This is a genomic window from Micromonospora sp. WMMD812, from assembly GCF_027497215.1.
Classification (GTDB): Bacteria; Actinomycetota; Actinomycetes; order Mycobacteriales; family Micromonosporaceae; genus Micromonospora.
Genome location: NZ_CP114904.1, coordinates 4309705 through 4327105 on the forward strand (window position 1 = coordinate 4309705; position 17401 = coordinate 4327105).

Below are 17401 nucleotides of genomic sequence, written 5' to 3' on the forward strand. Positions count from 1 at the left end.
GCCGGTCCCCCCGGCCCTGACATCTGGAGCTCGCCCACTCATGCGTTCCCGCGTGACCATGGTGCTCGCCGTCGTGGCGGTCCTCCTCGGTGGCGTCCTGCTCGTTCCCACCGCGTACGCCCGGCTCGCCGGTGACGGCGCGACCGGGACCGGCGGCAGCGGCGGCGGCAGCGTCGCGGCGCCCGCACCCGCCCCACCCCCGCCGCCGACGCTGGCCGCCGGCCCGGTGTCGGTGAGCTTCAACGGCGAGTTCTTCTCCTGGGCCCTCATGGACCGCGCGACCGGGAAGATCTCCGGGTCGAAGAACCTGGCCTCGACCAGTTCCACCGAGTCGATGATCAAGGCCTGGATCGTGTCGGACTACCTGCGCCAGCTCGGCGACAAGGAGCCGCCGACCTCGATGCTGAAGGCGGCCAGCACCGCCATCCGGGACAGCAACGACGACGCCGCCAACGCGGTCTACAAGGCCGCCGGCGGCTCGTACGCCGTTCCGGCGGGCGGGCAGCCCGGCCCGGTGATCAAGCGCGCGATCAGCATCTGCGGCCTCACCGACACCAAGCGCGGCAACGTGCCGAAGTACGAGGGCTGGTGGAGCTTCACCCGGATGTCGCCTCGGGACGCGGTCCGGCTCGGTGACTGCATCGCCGACGGCAAGGCGGCCGGCAAGAAGTGGACCAAGTGGGTGCTGGACGAGATGAGCAAGGTCCGCGGCACCGTGACACAGCAGCAGGCGAGCTCCGGCGGCGGCAAGTGGGGGATCATCGACGGCCTGCCGCCGGAGATCAAGGCGCAGGGGCCGGTCAGCATCAAGAACGGCTGGACGCAACTGGGCTACGACGGTAACTGGCACGTGAACTGCCTCGCCGTCACCGGCAAGTGGAGCCTCGCGGTGATGCTGCGCTACCCGGCCAAGCAGCCACTCTCCTACGGAGCCAAGGTCTGCGCGAGCGTCGCGGCGCAGTTGGTGACCCCGCAGCCCGGCGCGGCGCTGAAGGTGCCGCAGCAGCCCGTCGGGAAGCTCTGATGGCTGGCGACCGCCGCCGCGGCGACGTTTCCCCGCTGCGGCTGATCGCCATCGCGGTGATCCTCATCGGACTGGTGCTCGTGTCGTTGCGACTCCTCCCCGGCTCGCCGTTCCAGGCCGACGCCGTGGCCCGCTGGGGCGATGCCTCGACCTCGGACGACCGCCCCACCAGCACGCCCGGCGACCGCGCCGCCCGCCCGTCGGCGCAGCCGAGCCCCAGCCCATCGCTGGAGCCGCTGCCGTTCGTCGCCAAGGACCTCGACGGCCTGGACCTCGAGGGCTGGTACAGCTGGAGCGTGCTGGACCGCCGGACCGGGAAGATCATCGGCTCGGACAACATGGGCGAGACCAGCACCACCGCGTCGCTGATCAAGTCCTGGATCGTCGCCGACTACCTGCGTCGGGCCGCCGAGAACGACCAGACGCCCAGCGACGCCAAGCTCGCCGACGCGACCCAGATCATCCGGGACAGCGACAACACCCGCGCCGAGCAGTTCTACAACTCCGTCGGCCGGTCGGCGTCGATCAAGCGACTGATCTCGATGTGCGGGCTCACCGACAGCAGCGTGGCGCCCGACGGCGGCTGGAGCCGGACGGCTCTGTCGCCGCGGGACACCGCCCGGCTGGGCAACTGCATCGCCACCGGCAAGGCGGCCGGGCCGGAGTGGACGAAGTGGCTGCTCAACGAGATGCGGCTGGTCCGCGGCACCGGTGACTTCGGCATCCGCAAGGCGTTCCCGGCGGCCGAACAGAAGAAGATCGCCATCAAGAACGGCTGGATCGACCGGACCAGGGAGCAGGAGATGCACATCAACTGCCTGGCCATCGGCGACACCTGGACGATGGGCGTGATGGTCCGCTACCCGATCGACATGGGCTACGAGTACGGCATGAAGAACTGCCAGAAGATCACCGAGGCCCTGCTGAAGCCCGGCGTCTGATCCCGGGCCGGCCCGACGGGTCGTACCGCCTCGCGCGGCCGCCGGCCGCGCGAGGCCCGGCCGGCGGGTCAGCCGGCGAAGAACTCCGGGCCGCCGGCCGGCAGGGCCGGCGCCTCGCCGAGGGCGGCAGCCCGCCGGGCGAACTCCCGCAGCCCCGCCACCTGCCGCTCGCCCAGCGAGAAGTCCAGGGTACGGAAGTACGTGGCCAGTGTCGCCGCGTCGAACGGCTCCCATCGGGCGCCCGCCTCCGCCACCTGGTCCAGCTCGGCCAGGGAGAGGTCACGCGAGCGCAGGAACGCCTCCTGCACCTCCTTGACCACCCCGGGATGGGCGGCGGCGAAGTCGCGGCGTACCGCCCAGACGGCGAAGACCATGGGCAGCCCGGTCCAGTCCCGCCAGGCCTGCCCGAGGTCGGTGACCTCCAGGCCCCGGCGCGGCGCCTCGTAGAGGGCGCGCAGCGCCGGGTCGCCGATCACCACCGCGGCATCCGCCTCCAGCAGCATCTGGCTCAGCTCCGGCGGGCAGCGGAAGTAGTCCGGCCGCACCCCGTACCGCTCGCCGAGCAGCAGCTGCGCCAGCAGCACCCCGGTCCGCGAGGTCGAGCCGAGCGCGACCCGCGCGCCGTCCAGCTCGGCCAACGGTCGGGTGGAGACGATGTTGACCGACAGTACGGGCCCGTCGCTGCCGACCGCGATGTCCGGCAGCAGCAGCAACTCGTCGGCGTGCCGCAGGTACTCGACCTGCGAGATCGGGCCGATGTCCAGGTCACCGGCGACCAGCGCGGAGTTCAGCCGGTCCGGCGTGTCCTTGTGCAGGTCGACGTCGATCAGCGCGCCGGAGCGCATCAGCCCCCAGTAGAGCGGCAGGCAGTTCAGGAACTGGATGTGTCCGACCCGGGGACGGGCGATGCGCTCAGCCATGATCTGACCGTAACCCCGCGCGCCGTGGCCGGCTCAGCGGCCCGGTGCCGGAGTGGCCAACCCCGCATCCGGCGCGCAGACAACTCCCGGCTCCGGGTGTGCCGGCTCCGCCTGCTCGGCCGCCCGGTCGTGGCCGGCCCCCACCGCCCCGTCCGGCCGCTCCGCGCGGTCGTGCCGTTCCGTCCGCGCCACCCGGCCGAGGGGTACCGCGAGGGCGACGACCGCGACCAGCCCGGCGACCCCGGCGGCGGCGACCAGCGGCCGGGGATCGGCCAGCTCCAGCAGGAGGCCTCCGGCCAGGTAGCCGACCATCGCGGCGCCCTGGACCGCGCCGCCGTAGACCGCGAAGGCCCGGCCGCGGGCCGTCTCGGGCACCCGCCGGGCCACCAGCACGGTGCCGAAGACGTTGTTGCCGCCGTTGAAGATTCCCCCGACGAGCCAGATCGGCACCAGCAGCGGCGCCGACGGCACGGCCGCCGACACCAGCACCATCAGGCAGCAGCCGCCGAGCAGTGCGAGGCCGGCCTGGGCCAGGGTGGCGTCCCGACGGATCCGCCCGACCGCCCGCGCGAAGATCCACCCACCGGCCAGGATGCCCAGCGTCCAGGAGCCGGTGACCAGCCCGTACATCGTGGTGCTGCTGTGCAGCGTCTCGCGGATGAAGAAGACCTCCACCACGTTGATCGCCCCGACCGCGCCGACCACCCCGGCCACGCTGACCACCGTGGTGAGCAGCAGCGGGTCGCGGCGCAGGCGCCAGCCGGGCGACGTGACCGGACCGTCGGCCGCCACCGGCCGCACCGCCCGGCGGCCACCCCGCCGGGTCCGGATCAGCAGACCCGCCGCCACCAACGCGAGGTAGCTGACCGCGTCGAGGAGCAGCGGCACCCGGGCGCCGAAGCCGCCCACCAGCAGCCCGGCCAGCGCCGGGCCGGCGAGCGCGCCGAGCGTGCCGGCCGACTGGTGCAGCGCGCTGGCCCGGGGCAGGTCGGCGGGGCGCACCATCGCCGGGACCAGCGCGGCGAGCACCGGCTGGGTCACCGCCAGGCCGACGGCGAGCAGGCCGACCAGGACGATCACCAGCGGCAGGCTGTCGGCGAACGCGAGCGCGCCGCAGATGCCGGCCTGGGCCAGGCCCGCGACCACCAGCAGCGTCCGGCTGTCGACCCGGTCGGCGAGCCGCCCGGTCAGCGGGGCCAGCACCACGAGCGGGAGGGTCGCGGCCAGCAGCAGGCCGGACACCGCCAGCCCACCGGCGCCGGCGCTCTGCAGCGCGAGGGTCAGCGCGCTCGCGGCGAGGAAGTCACCGCAGCTGGACAGGCCTCGGGCGGCGGTGACCAGCCAGACATCCGACCAGCGCGACGAAGCAGGCGTGAAGGACATATTTCGAAAATAATCCTTCACACTCGCCTGGGCAACCCCTCAGTCCAGCGGCAGCGCCTTGTAGTGGACGGAGACCGTGCGCACGCCGGGCGGCGGGTCCGTCCGCACCCGCTTGCGGTACGGCTCCATCAGCTGGAACACCGCCTCGTTCAGCTCGGCCAGCTCGTCCGGCGTGAGCAGCAGCTGGATGTCGGCGAGCCGGGCGGCGTCGTACCACTCGGCCGGCTCGTCCGGAGCGCGCCGCAACCAGTCCCGGCTGCGCTCCAGGTCGCGGGCGAGCCAGGCCTCCACCAGCGCCCGCTCCGCCGCGCGGGTCTCCGGCTCCACTCCACGGCCGGCGTCGACAGTCCAGCTCGCACTGACCGTCCGCCAGACCCGCTCCCGCGCGTCGCCGCGACTCGGCGCCGGCTCGATCAGCCCGGCCTTGGCCAGCTCGCGCAGGTGGTAACTCGTGGCGCTCGGCGACTGCCCGACGATCTCGGCGCACTCGGTGGCCGTCGCCCCGTCCGGAAGCGAGCTGAGATATTCCGTGATCGCGAGTCGGACCGGGTGCGCCAGCGCCCGCATCACCTGCGGATCACTGATCGTCACCCGAGCACGCTCGGCACGCGGCTCGGTCATCCCCCCATGATCCCGGCCCGTCCCGGCGCCGCGCCATCGCCCCGCGTTGCCGAGGCGACGGTCATCGGTCCTCCCGGGCGTCGGTGGTCTCGACCCGCGCGATGAGCAGCTTCAGCCGCTCGATCTCCTCGGCGAGTGCGGCGCTGCCGGCCGCGGTGAGGGTGATCCAGGTCCGGCCGCGCTTGCCGGCATAGCCCTTCTCGACCTCGATCAGCCCGGCCGCCTCCAGGACGCTCAGGTGCTTGGAGAGGTTCCCGGCGGTCAGGTCCAGCTGGGTGCGCAGGTAGCCGAACTCCGCCCGGCGCGCCTCGTGCGCGATGGTGAGGATGCCCAGCCGGACCCGCTGGTGCACCACCTCGTCCAGCCCGGTGACCGGGTGGTCGGACGGCGCGGGCGGGTCCGGGGTCCCGTTCTCGTCGGTCACCGGCGCCGCCGATCGGCCAGCGCGAAGCCGATCGCGCCCGACAGCAGCACGGCGCCGTTGACGGCCTGCTGCGGCAGGAACTCGGTCCGGCCTCCCCAGTGGGCACCCCAGCCGAAGTCGATCGGCACCAGCACCACCGCCAGATACCCGAGGGTGAACACCAGCAGCCCGAGGTTGCGCTCCAGCCGGGCCAGCACCAGCAGCGCCACCCCGATCGTGCCCCATGGCGCGATCAGCCGGTCCAGCACGAGCACCCAGTACGGGAACGGGTCCTGAGGGGGGTGGCTCGGGAAGTACAGCCGCGCCGCCACCCAGGCGACGGTGAACAGGACGGTCAGCGCGACCCCGGTGACCGCGTACGGCAGCACCCGGGCGCCCAGCCCCCGCGCTCGGGCCACCCGCACGTAGCAGACAGCGATCGCCGCGTACGCCAGCAGCAGCGCCGGCGGCCAGTAGTACAGCACGCCTTGACGCGAGAACTGGCACACGGTGCCGTCGCCCACGCAGTTGAGGACGAGGAAATACCAGTCGAACGGGATCCCCACGAACGTCGCCGCGGCCAGCACCAGCAGCGCGAACCAGGTCACCCGCTGGTCGACCCGCACCCGGCGGGCGAGGGAGCGCACGTCGGACAGCAGCCGGCGGGGATCGCCGCCGGTGGGTACCGAATCAGTGGTCATGCCAATAGGTTTCCACAGCAAACCTATTGGCGCTAGTACGACAGCGAAACTGGTGCGACGGTGGAATTCGGTTGCCGGCCTGCCGACCGGGAGTAAGCTGCTCGTTTCCCGCCCGACGGCCGAGGTGTGTAGCACCGCAGCGGACGTCCCCGCGCCGACCCACGAGTCGGAAACGCGAGCGGCAGCGTTTTTCCCGCTTCAAGGAGTAGGTGGATGACCCTGCACGCCCAAGAACAGTCCCTCGACCTGGAGCTCGCCGCCGAGCGGGCGCACCTGGACGCCTCCCGCGCCGCCCTCGGCCGGATGCGGGAGCGCGCCGAGGCGCTCTTCGCCACCGGCGACAAGGTCGCCGGTGACGCCTACACCGCCGAGCAGTTGGGCCGCCACATGGCGCGGCGGGTCAAGGAGCTGGCCGACGACTCGACCACCCCGCTCTTCTTTGGCCGCCTCGACTTCGGCACGGTCCCCGGTGGCGCCCTCGACGCTCCGGACCAGCCCGACGCCCCGGACGCGCCGGACGCCGCCGATCACGCCGGACGGCGCTACCACATCGGCCGCCGGCACGTCACCGACGAGCGTGGCGAGCCGATGGTGCTGGACTGGCGGGCCCCCGTCTCCCGGTCGTTCTACCGGGCCAGCGCCCGCGACCCGCAGGGCGTCGCCACCCGGCGCCGGTTCGGGTTCAGCACGGGAGCGCTGACCAGCTTCGAGGACGAGCACCTCGACCGGGGCGAGGAGCTGGGCACCGCCAGCCGGATCCTGACCGCCGAGATCGAGCGGCCGCGTGTCGGGCCGATGCGGGACATCGTCGCGACGATCCAGCCAGAGCAGGACGAGCTGGTCCGGGCCGATCTGGCGACCTCGATCTGCGTGCAGGGAGCGCCGGGCACCGGGAAGACCGCAGTCGGGTTGCACCGGGCCGCGTACCTGCTCTATCTGCACCGGGAGCGGCTGCGCCGGGCCGGCGTGCTGATCGTCGGGCCGAACCGGGCGTTCCTGTCGTACATCGCGGCGGTGCTGCCGGCGCTCGGCGAGGTGGAGGTCGAGCAGGCGACGGTGGAGGACCTGCTCGGCCGGGTGCCGGTCCGGGCCATCGACGACCCCGCCACCGCCACCCTGAAGCACGACGCCCGCATGGCCGAGATCCTGCGTCGCGCGATCGAGGCGCACATCGGCGAGCCGACCGAGCCGATCGTGGTCTCCGACGGCTCGTTCCGCTGGCGGATCGGGCTGGAGCCGCTGCACCGGGTGGTCGCGGAGACCCAGCGGGAGGGTCTGCCGTACGGCGTGGGCCGGGAGCGGGTCCGCGCCCGGGTGGTCAGCCTGCTGCAACGGCAGGCCGAGGCGCGCCGGGCCGAGTCGCCCAGCGACGCCTGGCTGCGCCGGATGGGGAAGTGTCGTCCGGTGACCGACTTCCTCGACGCGGTCTGGCCGGCGCTCACTCCGGAAGGGCTGGTGCACACCCTGCTCGGCGACCCGACAGCGCTCGCCGCGGCGGCGGACGGCCTGCTCACCGAGGCCGAGCAGGCGCTGCTCCAGGGCCGGGTGTCCGACGGCGGCCACGGCAGCGCCGCGACCGGCACGAAGCTCGGCCGCACTCCGAAGGCCACGAAGTGGAGCGCCGCCGACGCCGTGCTGATCGACGAGGCGTCCGGGCTGATCGAGCGGCCGGCCGGGTTCGGTCACGTGGTGGTCGACGAGGCGCAGGACCTTTCGCCGATGCAGTGCCGGGCCATCGCGCGGCGCAGCGAGCACGGGTCGATCACGCTCCTAGGCGACCTCGCGCAGGGCACCGCGCCGTGGGCCGCGACCGACTGGCGGCAGTCCCTGAGCCACCTGGGCAAGCCGGACGCGGCGGTGGTCCCGCTGACCGTGGGCTTCCGGGTGCCGGCCGCGGTCGTCGCGTTCGCCAACCGGCTGCTGCCGGCGCTGGCGGTCGACGTGCCCCCGGCCGAGTCGCTGCGCCGCGACGGCGGCCTGGACATCCGTACGGTGACCGACCTGACCGGGGCCGCGGTGGCCGAGGTGCGCGCGGCGCTCGCGCACGACGGCTCGGTCGGCGTGATCGCCGCGGACGACGCGGTGGACGGGTTGCGCGCCGCGCTCGACGCCGCCGGGGTGTCCACCGCGACCGCCGACGACGTGGCCACCGCGGCGCGCGTCACGGTGGTGCCCGCGACGCTGGTCAAGGGCCTGGAGTACGACCACGTCGTGGTGGTCGAGCCGGCCGCGATCGTGGCCGCCGAGCCGCGCGGCCTGCACCGGCTCTACGTGGTGCTCACCAGGGCGGTCTCTCGGCTCGCGGTGCTGCACGCCGCCCCGCTGCCCGCGCCGCTGCTGACCGGGGCGGTGCGCGGAGAGGGCTGAGGCGCTCGCCGTCGCTGTCCGGCGGCCTTGACTTTGTGGTTTAAAGTAGTTTACGTGGACACAGAAGGCGACCTCCCACCAGCCGACGCCGCGGCCGCGCTCCGACTGATCGAGGCTCAGCGAGCAGCCGCGGCACGCCGGCTCGAGCCGGATGCCCGACTCGTCTATTGGCCGTGGGGCGTTGCCTGGCTGGTCGGCTTCGGGCTGTTCTTCCTGCGGTTCTCCCCTGGCGAGCGGGTGTTGGTCCGGCTGCCCGACTGGCTGCCGCTGAGCGTCCTCTTCGTCCTGCTCGTCGCCGCCGCCGCGGTCCAGGTCGTAGCCGGCGCGCGGGCGTACAGTCAGGTGACCGGGGACTCGTCCCGGCGCGGGCGCTGGTACGGCTGCGCCTGGGCCCTGGGCTCCCTGAGCATCTTCGCGGGCCTCGGCCGGATCAACGACCAACTGCCGCACGACCTGGCGGAGCTGCTCTGGTCGGCGACCGCGGTCGGGCTGACCGGCGCGCTGCACATGGCCGGCGGCGCCATCTGGCTGGACCGGGACCTGTTCCGCCTGGGCGTCTGGATCAGCGTGATCAATCTGGCCGGCACGTTCGCCGGGCCGGGCTGGCACGCGTTGGTGATCGCGGTCGCCGGCGGCGGCGGGATCCTGGTCGCCGGCGCGCTCGCCCGACTGCGACAGCGACACCAGCCGTGACCGACCTCGACCCGGTCATCCACGCGCAGGCCCGGCTGCGGGTGGTGGCCACCCTCTCCGCCCTCGACGACGGCGACCGGATCACCTTCCCCCGCCTACAGGAACTGCTCGGGATGACCGCCGGGAACCTCTCGGTGCACCTGCGCAAGCTCGAGGACGCCGCGTACGTCGAGATCACCAAGACCCATCGCGGACGGACGCCGGCCACCCTCGTCCGGCTCAGCCAGCGCGGCCGGTTGGCGTTCGAGGAGTACACCGAAAACATCAGCGCCCTGCTCGATCCCCCCGATCCGAAGGAGCAGCCATGATCCTCGCCCGCGCCGACCAGGCCAGCCGCCGGTACGGCGACGTCCTCGCCCTGGACCGGGTCGACCTCGAGGTCCGCGCCGGTGAGCTGGTCGGCCTGCTCGGGCCCAACGGCGCCGGCAAGAGCACCCTCATGAACCTGCTGGTCGGGCTGCGTCGTCCCAGCTCCGGCCGGGTGGAGCTCTTCGGCGGCGACCCGCGGGTCCCGGCGTCCCGGCGGCAGATCGGCGTGACCCCCCAGGAGACCGGCCTGCCCGGCACGCTGCGGGTCGGCGAGGTGGTCGACTTCGTCGGCGCGCACTACCCCGATCCGATTCCCCGGGGTGAGCTGCTGGAGCGCTTCGGCCTGACCGAGCAGACTCGACGGCAGACCGGTGGCCTGTCCGGCGGCCAGCGCCGTCGGCTCGCGGTGGCGCTGGCCTTCGTCGGCCGGCCCCGGCTGGTGCTGCTCGACGAGCCCACGACCGGCCTGGACGTGGAGGCGCGGCACACCCTCTGGGAGGCCATCCGCGGGTTCCACGACGACGGCGGGACGGTGGTGCTGACCAGCCACTACCTGGAGGAGGTCGAGGCGCTGGCCCGCCGGGTGGTGGTGATCGGCCAGGGACGCGTGCTCGCCGACGACACCGTGGACGCCATCCGGGCCGTGGTCGGCGTCCGGCGGGTCAGTCTGGTCGCCGACCACCTGCCGACGCTGCCCGGCGTGGTCCGCACCGAACGGATCGACGGCCGCACCCACCTGCTCACCACCGACGCCGACCAGCTCGTCCGGGACCTGGTCACGGCCGGGGTGCCCTTCGTCGACCTGGAGGTCCGCCCCACCTCCCTGGAGGAGGCGTTCCTCGCCATCACCAACGAGCGACCGCCCGCCGGCACCGGCGGCGACGTCGCTCACGGGCCAGCCGCCGCAGACCCCGCCGCCGACGACCAGCCGACCACCGCCGCCGCGGCCGGTCGACCGACCACCCCCGCCTGAGGAGCCGACCGTGCAGCTCGCCCTGGTCCACGCGCGCTACCAACTGCTGGAGACCGTCCGGATTCCGGTCGCCGTCTTCGGCAGCGCGTTCTTTCCCGCCGCCGCCATGCTCTTCTTCGTGGTGCCGTTCGCCGGCAAGGACCCGGTCGGCGCCACCTTCGCCACCGCCTCGATGGTCACGTTCTCGGTGATGAGCGCCAACATCTTCCAGTACGGCGTGGGGGTCGCCGAGGACCGTGACCAGCCGTGGAACCCGTACACCCGGACCCTGCCGGCCGGGTCGGCGCCGCGGTTCGCCGGTCGGGTGCTGGCCGGCCTGGCGCTCACCTACCTCTCGCTGGTCCCGGTGGTGGTCATCGGCGCGACGCTGACCGCGGCGGAGATCACCCCCGCCGCGTTCCTGCTCGCCGTCGGCACCGTCACCGTGGTGTCGGTGCCGTTCACGCTGATGGGGCTCGCCATCGGATACTCGCTGCCGAGCAAGGCGGCGATCGTGGTCGCGCAGATCGTCTTCTTCCCGCTCGCCTTCGGCGGCGGTCTGCTCTCCGCCCCGGGCGACGCGCCCGGCTTCATCGAGGCGGTCGCGCCGTACCTGCCGACCCGTGGCGCCGTCGAGCTGATGTGGGCGGCGGTGGGTGACTACCCGGTGCGGCCGCTCTCGCTGGCCATGCTCGGGGTCTGGGTGGTGCTGCTGGCGACCCTCGCCGGATGGGCGTACCGGCGGGACGAGGGTCGCCGGTTCAGCTGACGTTTCGTCCGTTTCCGCCCCGTATGGCGGCGGGACGGTGCCAGGATTCCGGGCAGGGGGCCGTGCCGGCCACCCCCAGCCGAGAGGGGTCGACGTGAGCACCGTCCCGCCCGGTACGCCCTGCTGGACCGACCTCGCCACCCCCGATCTGAGCGACGCGCGGCGCTTCTACCCCCAGCTGTTCGGCTGGACGGGGAAGGTGGCGACGGAGCCGGAGGCGGGCGGGTACACGGTCTTCCAGCTGGACGGTCGCGCGGTGGCCGGGGCGGGCCCGCCGGCCATCCCGGACCAGGTGCCGATCTGGTCGACGTACATGGCCACCGACGACGCCGACCTGGTCGCCGGGCGGGTCGAGCGGGCCGGCGGGCAGGTGGTCGTGCCGCCGTTCGAGGTCTTCGACCGGGGCCGGATGGCCGTCTTCGCCGATCCCGCCGGCGCCTCGTTCAGCGTCTGGCAGCCGATGGCCATGCCCGGCGGCGAGGTGTTCAACGTCCCCGGAGCGATGAGCTGGAACGAGCTGGTCACCCCGGACCCGGAGGGGGCCAAGGTCTTCTACGAGCTGGTCTTCGGCTGGCAGCCGGACGACCAGCCGGTGGGCACGATGACGTACACCGGCTGGCGGCTGGGCGCGCGGATCGTGGCCGGGATGATGCCGCCGCTGGCCGACGACTTCCCCGACGACCTGCCGGCGTACTGGACCGTCTACTTCGCGGTCGCCGACGCCGACGCGGCCGCGGCCCGTGCGGCCGAGCTGGGCGGGACCATCCTGGTGCCGCCCCGGGACATTCCGGCCGGCCGGTTCGCCTCGCTCCGCGACCCGCAGGGCGCGCTCTTCTCCGTCATCGACGTCGGCTCCGACTGACTGCCACCACGCTGCGCGCCGGCCGCCCACCCGCGATCTTGCAGTTTGTGCCCCTGATTTGCACCTCTGATGGCGAATTGTCGGGGCCAAAAGTGCAAGATCGCGGAAGGTGCTGGTGGGGTCAGGGGCGGGGGCGGATGGGGACGACCAGGGGGCCGTGCTCGCCGTCGACGACCCGGACGCTGGCCCGGTAGTGCGCGGCCAGCAGGCGCTCGGTCAGCACCTCGCGCGGGGTCCCCGCCGCGGCCACCCGTCCGGCGTCGAGCAGCACCAACCGGTCGGCGTACTCGCCGGCGATGGAGAGGTCGTGCATGGTCGCGAGCACGGTCAGCCCGCTCTCCCGGCGCAGCTGATCGACCAACTCCAGCACCTCCTGCTGGTGGCCGATGTCCAGCGCGCTGGTCGGCTCGTCGAGCAGCAGCAGCGTGGCGCCCTGGGCGAGCGCGCGGGCCAGGAAGACCCGCTGGCGTTCGCCGCCGGAGAGGGTGGCCAGCTCCCGCCGGTGGAAGCCGGTCAGGTCCAGCCGGCCGAGCACCTCGTGCACGGCGGCGAGGTCGGCGGCCGACTCCCGGCCCAGCGGCGGGATGTACGGGGTCCGGCCGAGCAGCACGTAGTCGAGCACCGACATGCCCGGCGGCACCACCGGGGACTGGGCGACCGTGGCCACCACCCGGGCCCGGTCGCGGCGGCGCAGCGACCCGATCGGCGTACCGAAGAGGGCGACCGCGCCCGGCGCGGGCAGCAGGCCGCCGACGGCGCGCAGCAGGGTCGACTTGCCCGCGCCGTTCGGGCCGATCACGGTGACCCACTCGCCGGCGGCGACGGTCAGGTCGACCCCGGCCAGGATCGGCGTTCGGTCCAGCGCGACGTGCAGGTCCCGCACTTCGACGGCGGGCGTGCCAGCACCGCCCGAATCGGCACCGCGCGCCCCGGCTGTGCCTGCCGGATCGGGACCCGCGCCCGCGGGGCTCACGTCAGCACCCGGCGCGCGGTCCGCAGGACCAGCACGAAGAACGGGCCGCCGAGCAGCGCGGTCACCACGCCGATCGGGATCTCGGCCGGGGCGGCGGCGGTCCGCGCGACCACGTCGGTGAGCGCCAGGAAGGCGGCGCCGAAGAGCAGGGAGAGCGGCAGGATCACGCGGTAGCTCGATCCGGCGAGCAGCCGTACGGTGTGCGGCACGATGATGCCGACGAAGCCGATCAGGCCGGTGGCGGAGACCGCCGCCGCGGTGCCCAGCGAGGCCGCGGCGATCAGCAGGTAGCGGGAGCGCTGCGGGTGCAGCCCGAGGCTGGTCGCCTCGTCGTCGCCGACCGAGAGCACGTCCAGCTCCCGCCCGTGCAGCAGCACCACGACGGCGGTCAGCACGAAGTACGGCAGGACCAGCAGCACGTCGTGCCAGCCGGCGGTGGCCAGCCGGCCGAGCAGCCAGGAGTAGACCGCCTGGATGCTGTCGGCGTGCCGTTGCAGCAGGTAGGTCTGGCCGGCGGAGAGGAACGCGGAGACCGCCACCCCGGCCAGGATAAGCATCGCCGGGGAGCGGCCCCGGCCGCCGGCCGCGCCCAGCAGGTAGGTCATCGCCACCGCGCCGAGCGAGCCCACGAACGCGGCGAGCGGGATGGTCACCGGCAGCCCGGTGAGCGCGCCCTCGGTGCCGGCCCCGCCGAGGGCGATCACCGCGGTCACCGCGAGCCCCGCACCGGCCGCCACCCCGAGCAGGTACGGGTCGGCCAGCGGGTTGCGGAAGACGCCCTGGTAGCAGCCGCCGGCCAGCGCCAGCATCCCGCCGACCAGCAGGCCGAGCACCACCCGCGGCAACCGCAGCTCGGTGACGATGGCGATCTCCCGCTCGTTGAGCCCGCTGTCTAGGTGCACGCCGGGCAGCAGGTTGAGCAGTTCGGCGGCGACACTCCCCGGCGGGAGGCTGACCGGGCCGAGCGACACCCCGGCCACCAGCGCGACGAGCACCGCGACCACTCCGCCGGCCAGCCACACCGGGCGCAGACCGGCCGGCCGGGACGCCGGTGACGTCGCGGCCGGCCGGGTGGGCGGTGCCATGGGGAGCGCCCTGGTCACCGCTGTGGGTCCGTCACGCGGGCACCTTGGCGACCGCGTCCACGATGGCTCGGAGCAGGTCGACGACGCGCGGGCCCCAGCGCGACGCGATGTCGTCGTCCAGCGCGACCACCTGGTTGTTCTTCACCGCGGTGAGCCCGGCCCACCCGCTGCGGGCTTTGACGGTCTCGCCGCTCTGCTGGCAGCACTTGGTGTCGGCGAGGAAGACGAAGTCCGGGTCGGCCTTGACGATGATCTCCTGGGAGAGCTGCGGGTAGCCGCCGTTCTTGCCGTCCGCGTCCGTCGGGTCGGCGATGTTCTCCAGCCCGGCCATCGTGTAGAGCGAGCCGATGAACGTCTTGCTGGTCGCGCTGTACAGCTCCGGACCCAGCTCGTGGTAGTAGGTCAGCTTCTCCGACCGCTGCGGCAGGTCCTTGACCAGCTTGGCGATGTCGTCGCGCATCCGCGTGGTCACGTCGGCGGCCTCGTCGGCGTGACCGGTGAGCGTGCCCAGGTCGGTGATCTGCTTGTACGTGTCGTCGAGGGTGGTGGCGGCCGGGGTCAGCAGCACCGGGATCTTGAGCGTGGTGAGCTGGTCGACCACCTTGTTGGTGTCGTTCGAGAGCACCACCAGGTCCGGGTTCTTGGCCGCGATCGCCTCGGCGTTCGGCTGGAAGCCGGACAGGTCGCTCTTCGGCGCCTCCGCCGGGTAGTTCGAGTTGTCGTCGACCGCGACCACCTGCGGGCCGGCGCCGATGGCGAACAGCATCTCGGTCGTCGTCGGCGACAGCGAGACGATCTTCTCGGGGCGCTTGTCGAGGGTGAGATTGCCGACCGTGGCCGGGTAGGCGGCGGTCGACGAACTGGAGCCGGCCGCTGGCTGGTCGTCGGACTTCTCGGCGCAGGCGCCGAGGGCGAGCGCGGCGACCGCGAGGGTCGCGGCGAGGATCCGGGGGGTACGTCTGGACATCGGTCCTCCTGTCGGTCGAGGAGCGTGGTGCTTCGCCGACAGGGATTTGGGCGCCCGTCCGCGAGGCGCCCTTCCTCGAGAGCGCGGGTCGCGACCACTCCACAGGCGACCTGGCTCGTCCACACCGTCGACACGGTGGGGCATCGCAGTTGCGGGACAGCGCCGGGTTCGCACCGGCTTCGCTGTGGAACGGTCGGTAAGACGGTAGCGCACCGCCCGGACGTGCCCCATCGATCAGGGCGGCATCGGGCAGCGTCGATCATCCGACCCCGTGTGGGCCGGGCCGGAACGGTCGTTCAGTGGCGGAATGTCGGTATCCGGCGGTGGGGGGCCGGGGTGGTGGGGCCCCGTCGGGGGCGGGACGGGGCCCCACCGGATCAGGAGGCGGTGATGGTGACGTTGTCCACAGCCGCCTCGACCAGGCTGGCGCCCGAGGCGTCCGCGGCCTCGACCAGGATCCGGACGGACTGCCCGGCGTACGGAGTGAGGTTGAGGTTCGCCACCGCCCAGGCGCCGTTGCGGTTGGTCGCCGCGCCGGCCTGGCTGAGCAGGGCCGTGGTGCCGCCGTTGTGCACCACGCTGACCCGCAGGTAGTCGGCCGACGAGGAGTTCGAGCCGTGGGCCAGGTACCAGGCCAGCGACAGCGTCAGCGTGCCCGAGGACGGCAGGGTCACCGCCGGGGACCGGGCGCTGGTCGCGCCGCCGTCGACGTCGTGGTCGCCCGCCCCGGCGCCGGCGAGCCGGCCGGTGACCAGGTCGTTGCTGCCGGCGTACGGGGTGAGCTGCTTGGCGCCGCTGGACGTGGTCGCCTGGGCGGCGCCCCGCTCGAAGACGCCGAGGGTCGCGGTGTCCGTGCCGTTCGGGTTGACCGTCCACCCGGTGGCGGTCTCGAAGGTGTCCGACCAGACCGTGGTGCCACCGCCACCGCCGCAGTACTGCGCCTGCTTGCCGATCGCCCGGTACGGGCAGTCGGCGTACTCGCTGAGCATCAGCACCGCCTCCCGGTTGCGGGAGGTCTGCGCGGGGATGACCTCGTCGGGTGGGTAGAAGCCGCCGCCGCCGGCCGAGCCCGGGTACATCTCGAACGTGTACGCCCAGATGCCGTGCGCGGCCCACATCCAGTCGATGCTGGTGCCGTCGGCGATGTAGAGGTCGCTGGACTGCTCCGGGGTGTAGCCGTTGGTGGCCGCCATCTGCTGGCCGATGGTGGCGAAGGTGTTGTACTGGTCCGCGCTCATGCCGCTCGGCGTGTTGGCGGTGGTGTAGCCGAACGGCCAGAGCACCAGCTGCGAGTACGTGTGGAAGTCGATGTTGGCCTTGATCTGCTGGACGCCGCCGACTATCCGGCTGTTGACGAAGTTCCGCAGCGCCTGGGTCTCCGGCGCGGAGAAGGCGGACGGTCCTCGGTAGGTCTCCGACGAGGTGGAGCCGGACGAGCCGCCGCAGCAGCCCCACTGGTAGCTCCAGTTCCGGTTGAGATCGGTGCCGACGGACGACGAGCCGCTGTTCGGCTGCCGGTTCTTCCGCCAGGACCGGTACGACCCGGTGGCGATGTCGTACTCGCTGCCGTCCGGGTTGACGGTCGGCACGATCCAGATCTCCCGGCCGTTGACGAGGTTGGTGATCCGGGAGTCGCTGCCGTAGCTGTCCGTGAAGAGGTTGAGCAGGTAGATCGCCATCTCCACGGTCAGGTGCTCGCGGGCGTGCTGCTGGGCGTTGAACAGGATCTCCGGCTCGCTCTCGTCGGTGGCGACGTTGTCGGAGATCTTCACGGCCATCAGGTCCCGACCCTCGTACGAGCTGCCGATGCTGAGCTTGCGGGCGATGGTGGGGTGGTCGGCGACGACCTGGTTCACCACCGCGGTCAGCTCGGCGTAGTCGTGGTAGTTGGAGTCGGCCGGCGGGAAGGCGAGGGTGCCCACGTCGCCGTGGTCGTGCTCGGCGGCCGACGGCTCGGTGACCCGCTCCAGCCGGAAGCCGAGCCGGGCGATCGCGGCGGCCTCGGTCGAGGTGGCCGAGACGTGCAGCACCCCGTGCTCGCTGTAGTCGATGGCGGCGCCGGTGCGGGCCACCGCGTTGCGGTCGTCGAGGGTGCGGGGGCCGAGCACCCGGTAGCTGGCGGAGGTCGTGCCGCCGGGTTCCGGTGCCGGTCGGGCCGAGACCGGCGTGGCGGCGACGGTGACGAACGTCAGCCCGGCGGCGACGGCGAGCGCCTGGGCACGACGGAGGGGGATGGACGTGCGGAGGGCCATGGACAACCTCCTCGGGGTACGGGAGATCCCGTTCGGTGGAGCACACTTCACCATCCGTCACATGGTCATATCAATATTTGTCGTTGCCTGTTCCATGCCAAGCGGATCATCACTCCGGCAATGATTTTCCATCCATCAGGATCTGGCGAAACTTCCTTCCGAGCGAGACACTGACCGGC

17 protein-coding genes are annotated in these 17401 nt (G+C 73.0%); 8 read left to right on the forward strand and 9 right to left on the reverse strand.

Annotation, left to right across the window (positions count from 1 at the left end; translation table 11 throughout):
• Positions 1-40: 40 nt before the first annotated feature.
• Positions 41-1024, forward strand: coding sequence for a hypothetical protein (locus O7603_RS19825; RefSeq protein WP_281571295.1), 984 nt, complete (start codon positions 41-43; stop codon positions 1022-1024).
• Complete coding sequence (locus O7603_RS19830) at positions 1024-1965, forward strand: serine hydrolase (RefSeq protein WP_281571296.1); 942 nt, start codon at positions 1024-1026, stop codon at positions 1963-1965. Before O7603_RS19825 ends, O7603_RS19830 begins: the two co-directional genes overlap by 1 nt.
• A gap of 68 nt (positions 1966-2033) precedes the next feature.
• Here the strand turns inward: O7603_RS19830 and O7603_RS19835 are convergent, their stop codons facing one another.
• The 5 genes from O7603_RS19835 to O7603_RS19855 all read right to left on the reverse strand — a co-directional run bounded on the left by O7603_RS19835 (position 2034) and on the right by O7603_RS19855 (position 5993).
• Positions 2034-2885 carry a menaquinone biosynthesis protein gene (locus O7603_RS19835; RefSeq protein WP_281571297.1) on the reverse strand — a complete coding sequence of 284 codons (852 nt, stop codon included), beginning with the start codon at positions 2883-2885 and terminating at the stop codon, positions 2034-2036.
• Positions 2886-2918: 33 nt separating this feature from the next.
• Entirely contained in the window at positions 2919-4268 is a 1350-nt protein-coding gene (locus O7603_RS19840; protein WP_281571298.1) for an MFS transporter, read from the reverse strand.
• Positions 4269-4307: 39 nt separating this feature from the next.
• Positions 4308-4889, reverse strand: coding sequence for a helix-turn-helix domain-containing protein (locus tag O7603_RS19845; RefSeq protein ID WP_281571299.1), 582 nt, complete (start codon positions 4887-4889; stop codon positions 4308-4310).
• A gap of 61 nt (positions 4890-4950) precedes the next feature.
• Entirely contained in the window at positions 4951-5313 is a 363-nt protein-coding gene (locus O7603_RS19850) for a transcriptional regulator (protein ID WP_281571300.1), read from the reverse strand.
• A complete protein-coding gene (locus tag O7603_RS19855; protein WP_281571301.1) occupies positions 5310-5993 on the reverse strand; it encodes a hypothetical protein in 684 nt (227 codons plus the stop codon). The genes O7603_RS19850 and O7603_RS19855 overlap by 4 nt, the downstream gene beginning before the upstream one ends.
• A gap of 213 nt (positions 5994-6206) precedes the next feature.
• Here O7603_RS19855 and O7603_RS19860 point away from each other — a divergent pair, with 213 nt between their 5' ends.
• From O7603_RS19860 to O7603_RS19885, 6 genes are all read left to right on the forward strand, one after another.
• Positions 6207-8360 (forward strand): AAA family ATPase, encoded by a 2154-nt coding sequence (locus O7603_RS19860; RefSeq protein ID WP_281571302.1) that lies wholly within the window; start codon positions 6207-6209, stop codon positions 8358-8360.
• A 54-nt stretch (positions 8361-8414) separates the two neighbouring features.
• The gene (locus O7603_RS19865) at positions 8415-9053 is read left to right on the forward strand and encodes a transporter (RefSeq protein ID WP_281571303.1); all 639 of its coding nucleotides are present in this window, start codon (positions 8415-8417) and stop codon (positions 9051-9053) included.
• Entirely contained in the window at positions 9050-9361 is a 312-nt protein-coding gene (locus tag O7603_RS19870) for a transcriptional regulator (protein WP_281571304.1), read from the forward strand. Before O7603_RS19865 ends, O7603_RS19870 begins: the two co-directional genes overlap by 4 nt.
• Positions 9358-10335: an ABC transporter ATP-binding protein gene (locus O7603_RS19875; protein ID WP_281571305.1), complete on the forward strand. Its 978-nt coding sequence runs from the start codon at positions 9358-9360 to the stop codon at positions 10333-10335. Before O7603_RS19870 ends, O7603_RS19875 begins: the two co-directional genes overlap by 4 nt.
• A 10-nt stretch (positions 10336-10345) precedes the next feature.
• Complete coding sequence (locus tag O7603_RS19880) at positions 10346-11083, forward strand: ABC transporter permease (protein WP_281571306.1); 738 nt, start codon at positions 10346-10348, stop codon at positions 11081-11083.
• Positions 11084-11177: 94 nt separating this feature from the next.
• Positions 11178-11945, forward strand: coding sequence for a VOC family protein (locus O7603_RS19885; RefSeq protein WP_281571307.1), 768 nt, complete (start codon positions 11178-11180; stop codon positions 11943-11945).
• Positions 11946-12066: 121 nt separating this feature from the next.
• Here the strand turns inward: O7603_RS19885 and O7603_RS19890 are convergent, their stop codons facing one another.
• The 4 genes from O7603_RS19890 to O7603_RS19905 all read right to left on the reverse strand — a co-directional run bounded on the left by O7603_RS19890 (position 12067) and on the right by O7603_RS19905 (position 17222).
• Positions 12067-12828, reverse strand: coding sequence for an ABC transporter ATP-binding protein (locus tag O7603_RS19890; protein ID WP_281571308.1), 762 nt, complete (start codon positions 12826-12828; stop codon positions 12067-12069).
• 86 nt (positions 12829-12914) lie between these two features.
• Positions 12915-14003: an iron ABC transporter permease gene (locus O7603_RS19895; protein WP_281571309.1), complete on the reverse strand. Its 1089-nt coding sequence runs from the start codon at positions 14001-14003 to the stop codon at positions 12915-12917.
• A gap of 31 nt (positions 14004-14034) precedes the next feature.
• Positions 14035-14970 carry an ABC transporter substrate-binding protein gene (locus O7603_RS19900; protein ID WP_281571310.1) on the reverse strand — a complete coding sequence of 312 codons (936 nt, stop codon included), beginning with the start codon at positions 14968-14970 and terminating at the stop codon, positions 14035-14037.
• Positions 14971-15347: 377 nt separating this feature from the next.
• A complete protein-coding gene (locus tag O7603_RS19905) occupies positions 15348-17222 on the reverse strand; it encodes a M14 family zinc carboxypeptidase (RefSeq protein WP_281571311.1) in 1875 nt (624 codons plus the stop codon).
• Positions 17223-17401 lie beyond the last annotated feature (179 nt).